This window comes from Bacteroidia bacterium (assembly GCA_033391075.1).
Taxonomy (GTDB): Bacteria; Bacteroidota; Bacteroidia; order J057; family J057; genus JAWPMV01.
The window spans coordinates 6,276,965-6,296,042 of the sequence record JAWPMV010000001.1 but is presented as its reverse complement, the minus strand read 5'-3'; the positions used below and the strand labels follow the sequence as shown (position 1 = coordinate 6,296,042).

At 42.9% G+C, this 19,078-nt stretch carries 17 protein-coding genes; 5 read left to right on the top strand and 12 right to left on the bottom strand.

The window, feature by feature from the left end; genetic code table 11:
• Window positions 1-104 precede the first annotated feature (104 nt).
• The 5 genes from R8P61_25195 to R8P61_25175 all read right to left on the bottom strand — a co-directional run bounded on the left by R8P61_25195 (window position 105) and on the right by R8P61_25175 (window position 5,714).
• Window positions 105-1,838, bottom strand: coding sequence for a DEAD/DEAH box helicase (locus R8P61_25195; protein MDW3650396.1), 1,734 nt, complete (start codon window positions 1,836-1,838; stop codon window positions 105-107).
• A 57-nt stretch (window positions 1,839-1,895) separates the two neighbouring features.
• Entirely contained in the window at window positions 1,896-3,077 is a 1,182-nt protein-coding gene (locus tag R8P61_25190; protein ID MDW3650395.1) for a helix-turn-helix domain-containing protein, read from the bottom strand.
• A gap of 8 nt (window positions 3,078-3,085) precedes the next feature.
• Window positions 3,086-3,985 (bottom strand): DUF2807 domain-containing protein, encoded by a 900-nt coding sequence (locus R8P61_25185; protein ID MDW3650394.1) that lies wholly within the window; start codon window positions 3,983-3,985, stop codon window positions 3,086-3,088.
• 178 nt (window positions 3,986-4,163) lie between these two features.
• On the bottom strand, window positions 4,164-5,006 hold the full coding sequence (locus tag R8P61_25180; protein MDW3650393.1) for a lysophospholipid acyltransferase family protein: 843 nt from the start codon (window positions 5,004-5,006) through the stop codon (window positions 4,164-4,166).
• 153 nt (window positions 5,007-5,159) lie between these two features.
• Window positions 5,160-5,714, bottom strand: coding sequence for a hypothetical protein (locus R8P61_25175; GenBank protein ID MDW3650392.1), 555 nt, complete (start codon window positions 5,712-5,714; stop codon window positions 5,160-5,162).
• A gap of 342 nt (window positions 5,715-6,056) precedes the next feature.
• Between R8P61_25175 and proB the strand changes: the two genes are divergently transcribed.
• Together proB and R8P61_25165 are read left to right on the top strand one after the other, a co-directional pair.
• Entirely contained in the window at window positions 6,057-7,091 is a 1,035-nt protein-coding gene (gene proB, locus R8P61_25170) for a glutamate 5-kinase (GenBank protein MDW3650391.1), read from the top strand.
• A 97-nt stretch (window positions 7,092-7,188) separates the two neighbouring features.
• The gene (locus tag R8P61_25165) at window positions 7,189-8,445 is read left to right on the top strand and encodes a glutamate-5-semialdehyde dehydrogenase (protein ID MDW3650390.1); all 1,257 of its coding nucleotides are present in this window, start codon (window positions 7,189-7,191) and stop codon (window positions 8,443-8,445) included.
• A gap of 161 nt (window positions 8,446-8,606) precedes the next feature.
• Here R8P61_25165 and R8P61_25160 read toward each other — a convergent pair whose 3' ends face one another.
• Entirely contained in the window at window positions 8,607-9,353 is a 747-nt protein-coding gene (locus R8P61_25160) for a DUF554 domain-containing protein (GenBank protein ID MDW3650389.1), read from the bottom strand.
• 103 nt (window positions 9,354-9,456) lie between these two features.
• Window positions 9,457-10,623, bottom strand: a complete 1,167-nt coding sequence (locus R8P61_25155) for a reductive dehalogenase (protein ID MDW3650388.1) — start codon at window positions 10,621-10,623, stop codon at window positions 9,457-9,459.
• Between the two features lie 237 nt (window positions 10,624-10,860).
• Here R8P61_25155 and R8P61_25150 point away from each other — a divergent pair, with 237 nt between their 5' ends.
• Window positions 10,861-11,460: a carboxymuconolactone decarboxylase family protein gene (locus R8P61_25150; protein ID MDW3650387.1), complete on the top strand. Its 600-nt coding sequence runs from the start codon at window positions 10,861-10,863 to the stop codon at window positions 11,458-11,460.
• 77 nt (window positions 11,461-11,537) lie between these two features.
• Here R8P61_25150 and rny read toward each other — a convergent pair whose 3' ends face one another.
• The 5 genes from rny to R8P61_25125 form a co-directional block, all read right to left on the bottom strand.
• Entirely contained in the window at window positions 11,538-13,130 is a 1,593-nt protein-coding gene (gene rny, locus R8P61_25145; protein ID MDW3650386.1) for a ribonuclease Y, read from the bottom strand.
• Window positions 13,131-13,230: 100 nt separating this feature from the next.
• A complete protein-coding gene (locus R8P61_25140) occupies window positions 13,231-13,557 on the bottom strand; it encodes a cell division protein ZapA (GenBank protein ID MDW3650385.1) in 327 nt (108 codons plus the stop codon).
• Entirely contained in the window at window positions 13,550-13,837 is a 288-nt protein-coding gene (locus tag R8P61_25135) for a hypothetical protein (protein ID MDW3650384.1), read from the bottom strand. The genes R8P61_25140 and R8P61_25135 overlap by 8 nt, the downstream gene beginning before the upstream one ends.
• Before the next feature lie 253 nt (window positions 13,838-14,090).
• Window positions 14,091-15,209 (bottom strand): glycosyl hydrolase, encoded by a 1,119-nt coding sequence (locus R8P61_25130; GenBank protein MDW3650383.1) that lies wholly within the window; start codon window positions 15,207-15,209, stop codon window positions 14,091-14,093.
• 11 nt (window positions 15,210-15,220) lie between these two features.
• Complete coding sequence (locus R8P61_25125) at window positions 15,221-16,819, bottom strand: glycoside hydrolase family 43 protein (protein MDW3650382.1); 1,599 nt, start codon at window positions 16,817-16,819, stop codon at window positions 15,221-15,223.
• Window positions 16,820-16,950: 131 nt separating this feature from the next.
• Between R8P61_25125 and R8P61_25120 the strand changes: the two genes are divergently transcribed.
• On the top strand, window positions 16,951-18,471 hold the full coding sequence (locus tag R8P61_25120; GenBank protein ID MDW3650381.1) for a sugar porter family MFS transporter: 1,521 nt from the start codon (window positions 16,951-16,953) through the stop codon (window positions 18,469-18,471).
• A 90-nt stretch (window positions 18,472-18,561) separates the two neighbouring features.
• Window positions 18,562-19,038 (top strand): hypothetical protein, encoded by a 477-nt coding sequence (locus R8P61_25115; GenBank protein MDW3650380.1) that lies wholly within the window; start codon window positions 18,562-18,564, stop codon window positions 19,036-19,038.
• Window positions 19,039-19,078: the final 40 nt, after the last annotated feature.

Below are 19,078 nucleotides of genomic sequence, written 5' to 3'. Positions count from 1 at the left end.
GAGAGCTCAGGTATTTGTTTTCTCCAGAAATGCTAAGTCTCTCCCACTTTCAGGAGATTGAAATGAGCCGTTTTGGACCAATAGCCTACAGAATAGAAGAGAAATTAATCATCAAACCTTTTCTTCTTCTGTCTACGCTTATGTTTTTTCTTTTTTCCCGCAAATTTCCCCCCAAATTTTCCCCCGAACTCCTTCTCACGGGAGATTTTGGGAGCATAAGAGGTCATTTTTGCTTTAGATAACTCCAATTCGACTCCTTCAAATACAGCGCCTTCAAATGCAGGAGCCATGTTTTTATCTACCTGGCTATCGATTTCGAAAAAGGAAAATTTACGGAGAATCTCAATCTTACCAATTCTAACCTTACGATTACGTAGTTTTTCATTGACTAATCCCATCAATCTATGAGGATTAAGTCCCTGACGGGACCCTACATTGATGTGATAGCGCACAAATTCCACTTTCTTTCTACTCCCAGAATCACGATCAGATTTGCGGTCTCTTGAAGAACTGACATTGAGATCAGGAGCATTGCGGTACATATTGAGAAAGCGATTGAACTCCACAGAAATGAAGTGTTTGATCAATTCTTCCCGACTCATCCATTCCAGTTTTTTCTCAATCTCAGGTAAGAACTCAGCCAATTGCTCTTCTTTGACCTCCGTTTTTTCAACGTGATCTATGAAATTGAAAATACGGTTTTGACAGATTTCCAATCCACTGGGAACCAATTTCTTTTGAAACTGTTTCCCGATCATCCTCTCCAGAGAAGAGATCTTTCTTGTTTCGCGGGTATGTATAATGGAAACAGAAATACCGGAATTTCCTGCTCGCCCGGTTCTTCCACTACGGTGAACATAGACTTCAAGATCATCAGGGAGTTCATAGTTGATCACATGTGTCAACTCATCAACATCGATTCCCCTAGCCGCAACATCTGTTGCTACCAGGATTTGAATATGTTTATTACGGAAAGCAGTCATGACCTGGTCTCGTTGAGCCTGGGTCAGGTCTCCATAAATAGCGTCAGCATTGTATCCGTCCTGAGAGAGTTTGCGGGCAACATCACGGGTATCTCTTCGAGTACGGCAGAAAACGATCCCATACACATTAGGGACCATATCCAGGATGCGCATAAGGGCTCTGTAGCGCTCACGAGCATGAACCATGTAAAATTCATGGCTTACATTTTTTGCCCCGGAATTTCTTTGACCAACAGAAATCTCTGCGGGATCATTCATGTATTTCCGGCTGATGCGCTGAATCTCCTTAGGCATGGTTGCCGAGAAAAGCAGGCTTTGCTTTTCTTTGGGAGTTTCTGCGAAAATGGCATCAAGGTCCTTCTGAAAGCCCATATTGAGCATTTCGTCAGCTTCATCGAGTACGAGGAACTCAACTTTCCCCAAGGCCAGCTCTTTACGTCTGATTAGGTCAAGAGTTCTACCAGGTGTCCCAACGACAATCTGGCTCCCTTTTTTTAGTTCACGGATTTGGGTGCCAATATTAGCTCCCCCATAAACAGCTGTGACGTGTAGGCCCCGAACCTTTTTGCTAAAGTCTTTAAGATCATTGACGATCTGTATAGCTAGTTCCCGGGTGGGACTCAGGATAATGGCCTGAACAGCTTTGGATTTCGTATCTACTTTCTGGATAATCGGCAGGCCAAAGGCCGCGGTTTTTCCGGTACCTGTTTGCGCCAATGCAATCAAATCACGGTCTGATTCCAGGATGGTTGGGATAGCAAGACTCTGTACTTCCGTAGGATTGACAAAGCCGAGTGCTTCTACTCCCGCCAGGATATTTTCGTCTAATCCTGTTTCTGCAAATGTTTCTATCATAAAATTCTCCTCATATCCTCCCGCCAAAATACGATCCGATATTCTGCCAGGTCTCAATTATAATACTTCTAATCGAGGGGCAAAGGTACGCTTATTTTCGGGCTTTTTACTATCTCGGGAGGAAAGGAATGCAGAAGGCGTCATTCCGGCGAACTTTTTGAAGGTTCTATTGAAGGTCGCTTTACTGTTAAAACCGCTCTCATAAGCGATTCCAAGCAGTGATAAATGGGCCTTGGATGGGTCGCTGATCAAACGCTTAACTTCTTCAACCCGGAACTCATTTACAAAATCATTGAAGTTTTTTCCAAAGCCTTCATTGATTACCTGAGAAAGCGTAGGGGAAGGGATTCCGATTTGTCCTGCCATTTGACTCAAGCTTAATTGCGGACTGAGGAAAGCCTTTTCTTCCTTCATAAGTTTTGAGACTTTTTCTTTCCATACATTGAGTTCTGTCGTTTCCAGGCAGTTTTTGCTCGTCTCCGGATTGGTTTTTTCTTCAGGTTGGAAGTGTAGGTAGATCACCTGTGCACGGGTATAGGCACTGATACTGAGGATATAGAGGATAATGCCGATGAAAAAGTACTCCCACCAGTTTTGGGTATAATCCAGTTGAAAGCCAAGGTCATTAAGTGCTGTGAAAACCCAGGACATGGTTATGCCGCTTACGATAAGAAAAAGATAGTTTCTGTACCAACTAAAATTGATATCCTCGGGATTACTGAATTCTTTTTCTACCCATGCTTTGTATCTGTAATAATATTTTATGGTGAAATAGATGTAAACATAATTACTGATAAGGGTCAAAAGACTCAAAGGTGTGGCAATATAAGGCAGGTCTACTTCTGCCATCCAGCTTTGCACAAAGAGTTTCCCCTGTACATAAATAGAAAGGTGATAAATGATATACAGAACAAAAGGAAGAAGGTGAAGCAGGTCTTTTCTCTGGAATTTGAAATCTGTATTGGTAAGTGTGATCAGATAAAAATATAGGGTCGGACCGATGAGTAGTCCGGGATTCAGGGGAAAGAAGAGGAGTTCATCCCATAAAATTTGTATTCCCAGAAAACCCAGCATATAGGGTAGGATCAATAATGTACCTTCGATGAGGAATACTCCCATAAGCAGATCAGAAAGTATTTCTCTTTTTGCAGATCTGAAGAAAAATAGAAGCGCAAATAGAATCCCCTGGAAACAGGCCAGGAAAAGTATCAGTGCGCGTATATTGATTTCGTTAGCCACGGTTGTTCTTATTTGAAAAGGGAAACAGTTTGGTTTGCGTCTACGGCAGAAACCGTATGGATAAGTTTTCGGCCCAGTAGTTTGTCCAGGTATATTCTACTCCCTATGGGAAAGTTTTCTTTTCTAATTGCTCCGGCTTTTATGGGAAAACCGTAGCCAAAACGATTGCCTCGGGGACCCTCGACAATAAAGTCTGCCTTCGTTCCGGAATTATTTTTCAGTTTGAGATCAATGCGTTGAGGAGCATCGGGCTTTTTTTCTTCCCATGATCCATAGGTGATCCAGTTTTCAGCATCATCTTTAATCAGACGGATATTGACTCCTTTATCCAACCATTTGTCAGCTTTATGCTCCCCTACCCTTGCTTTTAGATACTCAATGGCATGTATTTTCGCTTCTCCATAGCCTTCAATGTTTACTGTTGCCTTCTTGCTATGCAATTGAAGGGCCTCCAGTTTTCCATTTCGCATATTGACTTCCAGCTGTTCGATTTTACCGGCGAGATGCACGGTGCCTACGGGATTATTTACAGAGAAAAAGGGCCCATCCAGATTATTGATGAAAAATTCGCCATAGCCGCTGGTGCTGAGTTTATGGAGGAAAGGAGCACCTATGGTTATCTGTACATTCTTTGTGGGCTGGATCCACTTTTCCTGTAAAATGCGAAGCTTGCCTCCTTCATGTTTAATGGCAATGCCTTCGAATACATTTTCGTCAGCTGTAATCTCCAGTTTTGCCAGCTCCTGACAATTGACGGTGACATGTGCAGGGAAATCGACTTCAAGTTCTGTAAAGAGGGAAAGGGAGCGTATGCGGGTTTCCATGATCCCATTACCTTTGATCTGGGCAGAAATTTCACCCAGAAAAAAGAGGATACATAGAAAGGATATGATTCTGCTGATATTCATAAAATTGATTTTGAGGCAAATAGGCTGTCTCAGTTTACAATATCGCCTCAAAAAAGATGATACGGGTCTCAAATATTAATTTGAGACAGATTAAAATGTTTAACAAAAGAGGGAAAAATTGAAAAAATAGCCGCCTTTCAAGCGAAAAGGCGTATCAAAATATATGAATGAGTTAATGTCAGGCTGATTTGCCCAGGTCATGGGTTACCTTCCACAAATGATCCAGTAATTTCTGGCGATCTCTGATATGCGCCATTTCTTCATAGGGAATAGGATCACCAATTTCGAGGTAGATAGGTTTGCCGATTTTATTTCTGACTTCATGCAAGAGCATGCCGAGGCGGAGGGTCGCACTCACCTGACTCACCAATTGAAAGAGTCTGCTATTTTGTCCATGCACAAAAATGGGAATAACGGTTGCTTTGGATTGCTGGATAACCTTTGCTACAAAGCGTTTCCATTCGAGGTCTTCTGCTTTACCAAAGCCTTTCGGAGAGGTTGCCACACCGCCTGAGGGAAAGATCACCAAAGCTTCTCCATTTGCCAGACGATTCAGGGTTTCATTTTTCGTTTGGATATTGGCTTTCATGGCAGACTTTGTATCTCGAAAGTCTATAGGTAAAAGAAAACTGTCAATTCTTTCATCCTGCCCTAAGAGCACTTCATTTACAATTACGACAAAATCTTTCCGAATACGAGAAGCAAAATAGCCAAGGATAAGTCCGTCTACGACGCCAAAGGGATGATTAGAGATAAATACCAAAGGGCCTTCTTTCGGGGCTGCCAGAAGTTTCTCTTCATTATAGCGGAGTTGGAGTTCCAGCTTTTTGATGGATTTTTCCCAGATCTGTTCGGGCTCCATTTCTGTATGCCGAATTTCTGTATATAATTTATCTATCTTTTTTCCCCCGCAAATTCTTTCAATCAGGGCCATAAGTACACGCTTGGCCCAGGGATCATAAGGGGAAACATAAGTGATTTTCGGAGTCCTTCTCGAATTGTGTGATAAGTGAGAACGCATGTGTATTCAAAGACTTTATATCCTAAAAAAAAGAATCCTGTAGGGATATACAAATTGTGCTAACTAGTAATTATACGTTAATTAAATATGAAGGATCAAGAAACAAAAAGAGCGAAGCCAAAAGCTTCGCTCTTTTTTCCTGAAAAAGGACTTTTATCTGGCTTTCATGTTCATTTGGTCAACTCTCAGATTGAAGCTATTTGAAAAATTAGCTGCGTGCTTGGAAGTTGTATCTAAACCAAATTCCTGAAGATTCAGGGGAATATCTATACCCATTTGAATACCCTGAGGATTCATTCTAAAATTTGAGATATTAGCCTGGGTTCGTATTTCTCTATTATTGAAACGGATTTCTACGGGTAAGCTAAGATTGCTTTCCTCCCGCGAAGATCCGGCTTGTAGCATAAGTTGAGAAAAATCAACATCTACTCGGATCAGGGGATTAGCTTCTACAAAGAATACTTCATTAAGTATAGACTTTCCATTTGCATCAGCTGAAAATCCAAAAGCGGCCATTTTTGCCTTCATACTCAAAATGCTGTTTCCTGCATCATATTCACAGATCCATTGAGGCGTATTGAGCTGTGTGCTTCCCTGCGTTCCATTTGCAGAGATCGAAGCCGTATTTACGCCATGAAATTGCTGAGCGGAGAGGCTGTAAAATGAAAGTAAAAGGAGAATAGTAAAGAATGTCGTACGTATTTTCATTTTGATTCTATTTAAACGCAATCACTTGCTGAATATATCCGTATCTATCCAACGTAGCAAGTGCAGATTTCGCATGTTATTGGATGAAATTCCCACGAATAAAAGTACGGGATTTCTTTGCAGAATAAAATTGTGAATTACGCAAAATGCTTCAAGGCTATGTTTAGATGGCTGCTGAAAAAAACAGTAAACTGCTGCCATCCCGGAATCTATCAGATATCCGGGACCTCTAGCCAACTCAAACAGCTAGCAAGAGATCCCGGCTCTTGGGTTAAGGCCGGGATGACAAGCTTTTAAAAACAAAACCCAAATGTCTCAACAATTTTTATCTTTGCCGCTGCTATGGAAAAACCAGTGCTTATACTAAAATTTGGGACCGCATCTATCACCCTGGAAGATGGTAGTATAGATACCGATGCCATGAAAAGCATAGTGGAACAAATTGCCAGCCTCCACAAAGCTTATCGGATTGTGATGGTTTCTTCAGGGGCAGTGGGAACCGGCAAGCGCTACCTCAATTCCTATTCCGGCAAACTCGCTGAGAGAAAGGCTGCGGCGGCTATCGGCAATCCCCTTTTGCTCAATATGTATGCGCAGCTTTTCAAGCAACACGGGATCTCTATCGCGCAAAGTCTCTGTGAGCGTAGCCATTTTTCCAATCGAGCGCAGTTTCTTCAGCTTCGGGATACTTTCGAAATGTTGTGGGAAAACGGGATTATCCCTATTGCTAATGAAAATGATGTAGTGAGCAATCTGGAACTTCGTTTTTCTGACAATGATGAATTGGCAACTCTGATTGCCGTAGGGTTTGGAGCTCAACTTTTATTATTAGGAACCTCTGTGCCAGGAGTTTTGGATGAAAAAGGAGAGCTGGTTCCCGAGATAGATGAATTTGATGCATCAGTCATGGGACTTGCTCGGCAGGATAAGTCGGCCGCAGGTCTTGGGGGAATGATTTCCAAACTTACTTTTGCTCGCCTGGCCACCCGTATGGGGATCAAAGTCGTTATTTTTGGGGCGAAGGAAGCCAAAGGAATCCTAATGGCAGAGCAAGGCAAAGGGGGAACCCAATGCATGCCTAAGGAAGCTAATATTCCGGCAAGGAATAAATGGCTGGCCAGTGGAAGCCTGGTGATGGGGCGTTTGCTCGTAGACGAAGGGGCCAAAGCGGCCTTGCTAAAAAGAAAGAGCCTGCTTGCGGTGGGAGTCAGAAAAGTAGAGGGAAGTTTTGCCAAAGGAGAAGTCTGCGAATTGGCATTAGAAGGGGAAGCCCCCTTCGCCGTAGCCCGAGCCAGATTTTCTTCAGATCAAATTTCCCACCAGGCCCGTACAAAGAATATGGAAATCGCTCATGCAGATGAGATAGTTTTATTATAAGACGTGTTAGGGTGTTAGTGTTTTTGTGTGTTAGAGTCCATTCACATTAACAAACGCAAACACCCTAATACCCAAACACGCTAACACTTTTATCCACATGCAAACCCTATCCGGTATACAGAAACTTCTGGAAGATGCACGGACCGCATCTATAGAAATCCGCATGCTCAGCAATTCAAAAAGGCAATCCCTTTTATTGTCTCTGGCTGGGATGATTGATCAGAGGAAAGAAGAGATCATTGCTGAAAATGAGAAAGATCTTGTCAAGATGGAAGATAGTAATCCCAAGAAGGATCGCCTGCGTTTAACGCCAGAGCGAATTAAGGGATTGGTGGATAGCGTGTGGGAAGTAGCCAAGTTGCCTGATCCCATTGGGAATTTACTTTCTGAAAAACAGTTGGATAATGGACTCTTGGTTCAAAAGCTCAGTGTACCGCTGGGTGTAGTTGGGATGATCTATGAATCGCGCCCTAATGTTACCATCGATGTGGCTGCCCTTTGCCTTCGCTCTGGCAATGGGGCGGTCTTAAGAGGAGGCTCAGATGCTTTTCATAGCAATACTGTTTTGGTTGACATCATCCATAAGGCTTTATTAGACCATCGACTAAGTCCACAGATTGTTCAACTCTTGCCCACCGACAGGGCTTTCGTTCAGGATATGTTAACTGCGGATGGCTATATCGATATTATTATTCCCAGGGGATCGCAAGCCTTGATTGATTTTGTTCGGGCGAATGCAACAGTTCCTACCATCGAAACAGGTGCCGGCGTTTGCCATACCTATGTTACAGATACAGCCGATCTTCAAAAGGCCGCAGATATAGTTGTAAATGCAAAGGTATCACGTCCCTCTGTTTGCAATTCATTGGATACGATTGTGGTGGATGAAAAAATTGCAGCGGATTTTCTTCCTATGATTATTGAGGGGATGAACGCATATGAGGTAGAAATTTTTGCGGATGAAATAGCCCATCCAATTCTGGATGCTTCCGCTTATCCTCATTTGCAAGTCGCAGAAGAAGCAGATTTTGGTCAGGAATTCTTGAGCTACAAATGTTCGGTGAAAGTGGTGAAGGGATATAGAGAGGCCTTGTCGCATATAGCGAAGTATTCTTCCAAGCATTCTGAGGCTATTATTTCAGAGGACAAGGCTCTCTGCGAGAATTTCCTCAAAGCGGTTGACGCTGCTGCTGTTTATACCAATGCCTCGACCCGTTTCACGGATGGAGGAGTATTTGGGCTGGGAGCAGAGATTGGTATTTCTACTCAAAAACTGCATGCAAGAGGACCTTTTGCATTGGAGAAATTGACTACTGAGAAATGGGTGGTCCGTGGTGATGGGCAGGTGAGGTGAGTGTTCTCTATTAGCACCATTGCCAGCTCTAAGGTCATCTCGAAGTTTGCTTGCGCGGCGGATGGAGTGCTGAGAGATCATGTATTATTAGATCTTCTTGAAATACAATACCCTTCGGCGCAGAGGAGCCATTTCGCGAGCCAGCCTCAGGATGACAATATTTAATCTTCTTTTGTCTTCTTCCCCTTCAAATAATACTTCTGATAGGCCCAGCTGAAAATGACCACCACAACCAAAGAAGGCAGCAAATTGCTGACATTGATCTGTCCCATTTCCATCACATTAAATGCAAGTCCAATCAAGAGTAAACCTCCTGCTGTACTCAGAATGATGATCATTTCCTCTGTAAAAAGGTCTTTCGCCCGAGCAGCAGTGAGCGTAATGCCTCCCTGGAAAATAAGCATGAGGATGATAGAAAACATTACGCCTATCCCAAAAGTCGTAGCCAGAGCTATGGCAGTTACAAAATCCAGTAAGGTCTTTACGCCCAAGAGATCGCGGTTTCCACTAATCCCCTCCTCTATCGATCCAATGATGGTCATCGGGCCGATGCAGCAAACAATGAAGGTGGTGATCATCCCTTCTGTAAAAGAGGCACTTTCGATATTGAAGGTGGACTTGATCGAATCCCCAAAGCTATTGAAGAAAGCATCTACCCCGATGAGTTCACCTATGACGCCTCCGAGGATCATGGAAAAAACCAGGACGAGGAGATATTCTCCCGGAAATTTCATTCCCATGCGGATTCCAATGAGAATTACGGTCAGTCCGATGCCCTGAAAGATGATAGCATTGAGATTTTCGGGGAAGGCCTGCTGAAGCATGAGCCCGATGAGACTCCCTAAAACAATGGCGGCCATGTCTATAAAGGTGCCTATGGGGAGGCGCATGTATGTGTTATTATTCATTATTTAGCTTTTTTGATTTGAATGTGTTTTAGGTCTGCAGGGTTATAGTTAAATCTCGTGAACCAACAATTCTCAAACTACAACACTAAAACACTACCGCACTTTATCTCCACCAGGCCTCCGGCAACTGTCTCTTTCCAAAGCCGAGTTTATCATCCAACCAGAGCATGAATTTACGCAAAGGACTATTGGCTAATCGGATGCCGAGGCGGTTCCACCATTTGCTGTAGTCTTTATTGTAGGGACAGACCCGGATACAGATGGCGCAATCAGTATTCATTCCTACCCAAAATTTGAAACATTTTTCGGCATTGACGGTCCATTTGCTGATTCCTTCCAGACTGGAAATATTGGGGGCTTTGTCTTGAGGTTCTCCATGTGGGATGGCTTTGACTGGGCAGCTGCTCGCACATTTATTACATGCCTCACAAAATTGTTTTACCCCAAATTCAATAGGTTTATCTGCTATGAGCGGGAGATCTGTGAAGACTTTAGCAATGCGAATATTAGGGCCAAATTTTGGAGTAATGAGAAGGCCGTGTCGGCCGTATTCCCCTAAACCTGCTTCTATAGCCATCGGAATGTTGAGGGCAGTATCATTGAGAGAGGCAGTCGCTCCATAGCCCAAATTGGTGATAAATTGAGCCAGAGAATTGGCAGCATTTAATCCAACACTATATCCCAGGCCTGTAGCAGCTCCACTCAAAGCAGCTGGATAGGTTTTGCTCAGTTTGTAATCCATGGGAATGATGAGCAGAATGGCGTGAGTATATGTTTTGGAAAGATCCATCTTCGGACTTTCTTCCGTCTTTCTCCGAAAGGTATCTTCGTACACCCATCTTTCATCCAATTCACATATACCTACTGCTCCTGCCCCAAACATGAGTGCCGCTTGTTTGATGCGATTGGTACTTTCTTCGGCTGAAACCAATGGCGCTTTGGAAGTAGGAGGCTGTGTCTGGGTGGTATAATAATCTGTAAATCCTTCTACTCTACCTTCTGCTTCGAACTTTCTTTCTCCTACTACATCTGTCAAATGCCAACTCGCATTTCGAAAAGCATAATCCCAATGGTCAAAGCCTTTAGCTTTTTTGGGAGCATAATTAGTGATGTCGTAACTGATGAAGAAGTTTTTAGGATTTACTTTCTCGTCCCAGATGGCGCGATTGAATATGTCAAAGCGCTGACGAAAGCGTTTGAATTGGGGTTGTATGTTGAAGCGCTTATTTAAATACTCCTTTGAGTTTGTTTCTATAATTTTAGGTTTCATGTTTCTTGTCTTGGGAGTTTTTCCACTTTTTTTAGAAAAAAGTGGAGGAAAAAATCGCAACGAGAAGAGCCGGCCTATCCACCTTCCATCCCCTAGGTTCTCGTTGCATCTCCTGCGCGCCTATTCGAGGATAGAGAAATGCTGCTTAATAAGTTAGGACAATATGTAATAGAGTAGCAAATATTTTGAGGAGGCTAGTATATTGCCGGGAATTTTGCACAGATAAAAAATTGATATATGAAAAAACCCTTAGTATCCCCCCTGGACAGAAATGCCAATCCAGAAATGGCTGAGATGGCAGATTTTTACCAGGAGACCCTGGGATTTACCCCCAATAGTTTATTTACCATGGCCCATCGTCCACGGATTTCTGAAGCTTTTTTGGAAATGAACCGTGCGGTAATGGAGAATAAAGGCCGAGTTACCAGTGCCCTGAAAAGGTTGATTGCCTATATTTCCAGTATGACTACCGGCTGCCGCTATTGTGAGGCACATGCGATTCGTGCTGCCGAGCGTTATGGTGCTGATCAGGAAAAGATGGATAATATCTGGGACTATAAAAGTCATCCTGCTTTTACAGATGGAGAGCGTGCAGCTTTTGATTTGGCGATTGCTGCTTCTCAGGTTCCCAATGCGGTTTCAGATGAGTTAGCTGAAGAAATGCGTAAGCATTGGGATGAAGGAGAGATTGTGGAGATTCTGGGCGTGATCGCTCTATTTGGTTACCTCAATCGCTGGAATGATAGCATGGGGACTCAATTGGAAGAGCCTGCTGCTGATTCCGGAAATCAATACCTTTCCAAGAAAGGCTGGAGCAGAGGAAAACATCAGTATTGATGGAAAGAAGAAGCATATAAATGAAAAAGGGCAGCTTATTAAGCTGCCCTTTTTCTACTGTTTTATATAGGTATCAATTACTTGGCGTAAGCAATTGCTCTTTTTTCTCTGATCACGGTGATCTTGATGTGTCCTGGATATTGCATATCCTTCATGATCTTCTGGGAAATGTCGAAAGCGAGTTTATCTGCTTTTTCATCGCTGACTTTTTCACTTTCTACGATCACGCGCAACTCTCTACCTGCCTGAATGGCGTAGGTTTTAAGTACACCTGGATAAGACAAGCCAAGTTCCTCAAGGTCTTTGAGTCGCTTGATATAGCTTTCCACAATCTCTCTCCTTGCTCCCGGACGTGAACCACTGATGGCATCACAAGCCTGGATGATAGGTGAGATGAGGGAAGTCATTTCGATTTCGTCGTGGTGAGCACCGATCGCATTGCAGACCTGTGCATTTTCCCCGGCTTTCTTGGCGATTTCCATCCCCAATAATGCGTGAGGTAAATCCGAATGATCCTCAGCCACTTTACCAATATCATGCAGGAGACCGGCACGTTTTGCTTTCTTCACATCCAGTCCCAATTCTGCTGCCATGATGGCACAAAGGTTGGCTACTTCGCGTGAGTGCTTTAAGAGGTTTTGTCCGTAAGAAGAACGGTATTTCATTCTACCTACCATTCGGATCAGCTCTGGCTTGAGTCCGTGAATGTTGAGGTCGATGACAGTTCTTTCGCCCGTTTCGATGATTTCTTCTTCGATCTTCTTGCGGGTTTTGTTTACTACCTCTTCGATACGAGCGGGGTGAATCCTTCCGTCTGTAACCAGTTTGTGCAAAGACAGACGAGCAATCTCTCTTCTGACCGGATCAAAACCGGAAAGGATGATAGCTTCAGGGGTATCATCCACGATGATTTCAATTCCTGTAGCCATTTCCAGTGCGCGGATGTTCCGTCCTTCTCTACCAATGATACGACCTTTGATCTCATCATTTTCGAGCGGGAAAACCGTAACCGTATTTTCAATTGCCTGTTCTGCTGCAGTCCGCTGAATCGTTTCAATCACGATCTTTTTGGCTTGCTTGGTAGCAGTCAGTTTGGCTTCCTCTACGATCTCTTTGATATGTGCAGAAGCTTCTGTTGCAGCTTCTTGCTTAAGGGCTTCGATCATATTGGCTTTCGCTTCTTCAGCGGAAAGGCCAGCGATCTTTTCCAGGTCTTTCACCTGTTTTTGTCTCAGCGTTTCAACTTCATCCTGTTTCTTAGACAGAATATTCATTTGCTTTTCCAGGTTTTCGCGAATCGAGTCTACCTGGTCCTGACTGTTCTTGATGCGCTGAGCTTCTCTTTTGGTCTTATCTTCTCGGGATTGAAGGTTTGACTCTCTTTGTTTCAGTTTGTTTTGAAGAACGTCAAGCTTCTCTTTTTGCTTTTTGGCGTTGTGTTCAAACTTCCCTTTCAATTGCTGGTACTTCTCGTTCGCCTTGCTAATTCTTTCTTGCTTGATGTTTTCTCCTTTCAATTCTGCCTGTTGGATGATGTTTTCAGCTTTAACTTTGGCTGTTTCAATCATCTTATTATTTGCGGAAGAAAGGATAGATCGATTGATGAGGTATCCTACAACAATCCCTATCAGCAGGCCTCCTATTGCGATTCCAATTGTAATCGGGTCCATTGTGCTAAGTTAATGGGTTATACAAAAGGCGAATACTCTTCAAAGGAAGAGAAGACAGGTGGCGAAAAAGATATGTGGGGAAAGGTACTCCGGGGTATAACTATTCTCCTGATAGTTGAATATTATAGTCCAGTTTTTCTTCCAAAACCGACAGTTCATTCAAGATTTCCTTTGCTGCATCTGCTTCTTTATTCTTATAACCAAGATGCTCGGTCATAATATCCAGACAACACATTATAGCTATATTCAGATCATCCTGAGTTTTATACTGTCTTTTGAAAGCCTTAATTTTTGCGTTGATCGCTTTCGCTGCCTCCTCGATAACCAATGCCTCTTCCTCATTAACCTTAGCAGGAAATTGACGACCAAATATGTTTATATTGATAGAGAGCTTTTCCAAATTCTTCTTCGCGGCCAATCTATTCACCAAAACGCTTTAAACAAGCATCTATTTCTTTAATATACAAATCAATCTTTTCTTGAACTGCTTTTCGATCAGTATCAGGACTGATCTGTTTAGCAAGTTTGACGGCTTCATATTTCTCCTGCATATCATTCAACTCTACATCCCGAGAAGCCATCTCGGTCTTTAGCGCATCAAAATTGTTGCGCAGTTTATCTTTTTCTTCTTTCATGCGCAGGATTAGGCGCTCAAGCTTTATAGCTTTGCGATTTGTTTCCTGCAGCCTTCGGAGTAATTCATCCATGATTTTATCGTGCTCCGAGTATGAAATTAGTACAAATATTCAGATTAAGCAAAACTTCAAACAAAAGCCTGCAAGCGATTCGTTATTAGGGACTTGTGAGTTGATTTTTTCAAGGAGTTTTTTCCAGCTTTTTGGAGTCTGGTTTTTTTTGCTAAACGAAATTTTTATTTGACGATCATTTTTTTGTTTGGTTTTCCTGCTTTTCCCTCAGCAAGAAGGGCGAAATTTGCCTGAGGGGTCGAAGATTTGAAGGCTATTCTTTCCTCCACAAATGATCCCAGAGTTTAGGATCAGATTTCAGATATTTGGCTTTGCTTGTCTCTTCCATCCAAAAGGCACTGAGATCTTCGCTCAACTGCAAGCGGGCATCTACTCCTTGAAAGGTCGGATTTTGTTCCCACATGGCATGGCTTCTCCAGTTGCAGTTGATATAGCTGATTGCCTTTACAACATCCGGATTTTCATCTATGGTTTTGAAAAAAGGCTTGAACCATTTCTCTTTAGCTTCTGCTGCCTGTTCCGGATTGTCGAGTCTTATTTCTTTGGTTTTGCCATCGACTTTGGTGGTTCCGCTAGAAACATTGGCTGTGGCTTCTGCAATGAAAAGAGGTTTCTTATGTTTGCGGGCAAATTCGATCATGTTCGTTTCATCAAATCTGGAAAAGAAAGAATAGCCTACCCAATCCACATACTCATCTCCCGGATACCAGGCTTCCAGATGATCCATGGGCTCGTCCCAACCATGAGACTGCCAGACATAGGCAATGTTTTCGATGCCCATTTCTTCATATGTATCTCTGATTCTCTTGAAAGCTTTGAGGTAGTTTTTCTGATCATAATGATTCCAGGCTCCGCTAAATTCATAGCCTATTCTCAGAAAGACAGGTCGCCTGCCCAGACTCTTGATAAATTCTCCCAACTTTATGATGAGTTCATCATGTGCACCCTTTGCAACTTGAGCATCATGGTCAACGAATTCAAGTCCGATGGCCAATGCCAGATGTTGAAAGTCAGGATCAGCCAATTGCCTTGACATATTGCTGATGCTGTCTCCCCAATTATCATCACTCCATATTCCATCGAGTCCTTTTCTTATATGCCCAAAGGAATTGCCGCCGGGACTGAAATTGGTATACATGGTAAATCCTCCGGGCGTATCGAAATGATCTAAATAGCCATCATTAAAATCTTCCAGCCCACCGATCGCATCCATTTCCTGGCCAATAAATAAGAGCACCTGCCCATCTTCCGGTTCAAATTTAGCCCGTGTTGAAGTCGCTACTTCTATTGTTTGTTGTTTAGGAGCATTGCAGGCGAAAAGGAGTGCAGAGCACAACAGGCCTATAATAACCCAACTGAGTTTTGTATTCATTTTATAGCAGATTAGTCTTTGGATAATTCTTCATATTCGAACCAGTCAAAATCGGCATGTAACTTCCTCCCGGAAAGATCCTGGCAGCAAATTCCCACAAATGCTCCGGTGAAAGCAGGACGATAGCGATTCTCTGCATCCTGTACATAGTCATCAGATAAGATGCTCCCATCCAGGAGCGGACCTACTTTTTCCCAAAGTCCTTCCTCTTCCCGACAAAAAAACTGGAGATTGGGGCCATCGAAGTCCAGCCCTAGCACTACCCTTTCCTGATTGCCAAGAAATAGAGGAGTCTCAAGTGGTTCAGTACTTTGATATTTATCACAGCTGATGATGTTCAGGCGTTTCTCCCCTCCTTCTCCATAGATATATAGGTAATGCCAATGATAGCTGTTGTAATAGCAAACCAGACCAGCCATTTGTTGGTAATTTTTCGGTTCAAATTCAACTAAGGTAGATGCACGTATATGTTTTTCCTGAACCCTTCTGGCGATCAGGCTTTGACGATGAAAGGAACTCAAAGATTCTCTTCCTGTCAATCGCATAAAACCGGGCCGGGCTTTCAGACTGAGCCAATCTTCTGTCATGGGTACACGAAGGGATTGGAAATGGATGCTCAATGTTGAGGAATCAAAATCATCTCGCTTAGCTTCTGCTGGAAAAGGATGTTCGGGTAAATCGGGCAGTTCCACTTCTTTCCTTGGAAGCCTTCCGGCTTTGGCATACAACCAATCATCTTCTCTCCATTCTAATTCTTCAATGGCTGTTTCTCTACCTGTAATACATCTGCCTCTCTTGCTCAGTGGACGGCCAACTAAAAAGACAATGTAGATCCTTCCGTTTTCCGTTTCTACCCAATCTCCATGTCCTGCCTTTTGCAAATAATTGTCCGGATCTTCTTTAGCAGAAATAATAGGATTGTGAGGATGAAGTTCATATGGACCTTCTATGTGTCGGGATCTTGCAAGGGAAATTGCATGATTGTATTCGGTGCCTCCTTCTGCGGTTATCAGATAGTAGTAGCCATTTCTTTTATAAAAATGGGGCGCCTCTGTACCGCCGAGTTCTGTTCCTTCAAAAATATGTCTGATAGGCCCTGTCAGTTTTTTCGCCTGCTCATCATACTCTTGCAAGACAATGCCCCCAAAAAGTTTATTGTTCCTATGATCCACAATCATATTTGTCCACCACTTTCGCCCATCTTCGTCATGAAACAAAGAAGGATCAAAGCCCGAAGAGTTCATATAAATAGGATCTGACCAATGATCGGAATGGATATCCTCTGTAGTTAGCAGGTAATTGGGGGTATCTTTCCAGGGGCCGTCAAAGCTTCTTACATTGGTATAAGCCAAATAAAAGGTCCCCTTATCATAGCTCAGACAAGGAGCCCAGACTCCGCAGGAATCCGGATTGCCCAGAAGATCTAGCTGTGATAGGCGATTGAGGGGACGAGAAATCAATTGCCAGTTTTTCAGGTCTCGGCTATGATGGATCTGTACCCCTGGAAACCATTCGAACGTAGAGGTTGCGATATAGTAATCCTGACCTACACGAATAATTGAAGGATCGGGATTGAAGCCTCTGAGGATAGGATTATTAACTTTAGGCATCTAAAAGCATGATTTAAAAGCTGAAATAATTCCGAAGGGACTTATGTTCAATTGTACCATAAGTATAGAGAAATTAGCATCCAATGCAAAATTATTCCTAATTTGATCTATCTATTAATTCTACTATCTAAATGAAAAATACAAGTTACATCATTAGAACTGCCTTAACGGTAGCTCTTGGCGGCTTCCTTTTTGGCTTTGATGCTGTGGTTATTTCCGGTGTCAATAGCTATATCATATCTCAATGGGGATTGGGGGATCTTGAATTAGGTTGGGCGGTTGCCAGTCTTACACTTATAGCAAGTGTTACCATGTTTTTAGTGGGACCTTTGAGTGATCGGATTGGTCGAAAAAAGGTTTTGGCTATTGGAGCCGTTGCTTTTGCCATTTCTGCCTTGGGTTCGGCATTGGCACCCAACTACCTGATATTCGTCATGTTCAGAATGCTGGGCGGAGTAGGAGTAGGAGCCGCTTTGGTGATAGGCCCACTTTATATAGCAGAAATATCTCCCGGCAATTTGAGAGGTCGAATGGTCTCTTTTAATCAGCTCAATATTGTAATAGCTTTTACCGTCGCCTATTTCACTAACCTTATGATTCGCAATATGATTGTGGATGATTCGGCCTGGCGATGGATGTTAGGACTGGAAGTAGTACCAGCTGTTCTCTTTTTCTTCGCCTTGTTTTTTGTACCGGAAAGTCCCCGTTGGCTATTGATGCAAAATCGAGATGATGAAGCCCTGGATATTCTGAAAAAAGCGAATGGAGATTCGGAGGGGGAAACAGAGATGAAAAATATTAAAGATAGCATAGCAGAAGAAGCGAATAAACCCAAATCAAGTCTCCGCGATGTTTTTGCTCCGGCAATGAAAAAGGTGATGTTTATCGGGATTGTTATTGCAGTTCTTCAACAGATTACGGGTATAAATTCTGTATTCTTTTATGCAAATATGATCTTTGAGCAATCGGGAATAGGAACAGACGCCGCATTTACCCAGGCAGTATTTGTAGGGATCATCAATTTGGTATTTACCCTGGTTGCGATGGCAGTGATCGATCGTCTCGGGAGAAGACCTCTTATGATTATAGGAGTGGCTGGAATTGTGGTAAGTATGTTTTTTCTTTCCTATCAATTTGGCCAGGCAGGATACAATTTAACAAGCGAATCCATCAGTACTTTGGATACGGAAATTCAGGAAAAGCTTCAGCCGGTTTTAGGACAGAGCTTTGAAGATGATGTCGATTTCAAAAATTCCATGCTTGCACTTTTGGGAGAAGATGTCATGCAAGAGAAGGAATCTTCCCTTATATCAGCCGCAATTAGTATCAATCCCATTTTGGTATTAATGGGAATACTAAGCTTTGTTGCTTCTTTTGCGATTTCTCTTGGGCCGGTTATGTGGGTCTTGTTGTCAGAATTATTTCCCAATAGAATAAGAGGAATTGCTATATCGGTAGCAGCAGGAATAAATTCAGTTGTGAGCTTCCTGGTTCAATTAATTTTCCCCTGGGAGTTGGCGAATTTGGGGACTTCCCTCACCTTCTTAATCTATGGAATATTTGGGATCATTGGACTTGCCCTGATTCTAAGAAGCCTGCCAGAAACCAAGGGTAAGAGCCTGGAAGAACTGGAAGAAATGCTTGTCAACTAATCTTACACAAGTAAAAGGGAAAATTAAATACCTGATTAATTTTTAAATTATTCAAAACCTTTTTCCCTTTTGCTTGTTAGCTCTTTTACGATGACTCCTACTGCACCTCGTGTAATACCTTCTTGCAAGTGCAATTCCCGTGCGAAAAAAGAGGCTAAAAAAAGCTCTTTTTCCATACTCGGTGGGATTGGTTTGGCGCTTTTACCTAAGTGTCATTTTTGCATTCTCGCTTATTCCAGTGCCGTTACGGTGTGTGGCAAAGGGACCTATTATGATCACAGTCCGGAATGGACTTCCTTTATCTCTATAGGTCTTGGATTGCTGACCCTGTTGTTTGTCCTGATCAATCGAAGGGGCAAAAGAACCTGGTATGCATCAGCGCTAGTAATAGGTGGGATTTTGCTGGTTGCTACCAGCGAACTTTATACGGGCGAAAAGCTACATTATTTTCTGGGAGCAGGCATTTTGATGCTGGGCGTATGGATCAATGCAAATTTTTTGTATTTCTTCCATCAATACCTCAAGCCTCTGGGGGCCTATTTATTTGGGCGAAAGCAGCTTCAATAATTTAGGAAAGTTGACCTATAACCTTTGAGTACGAATACTA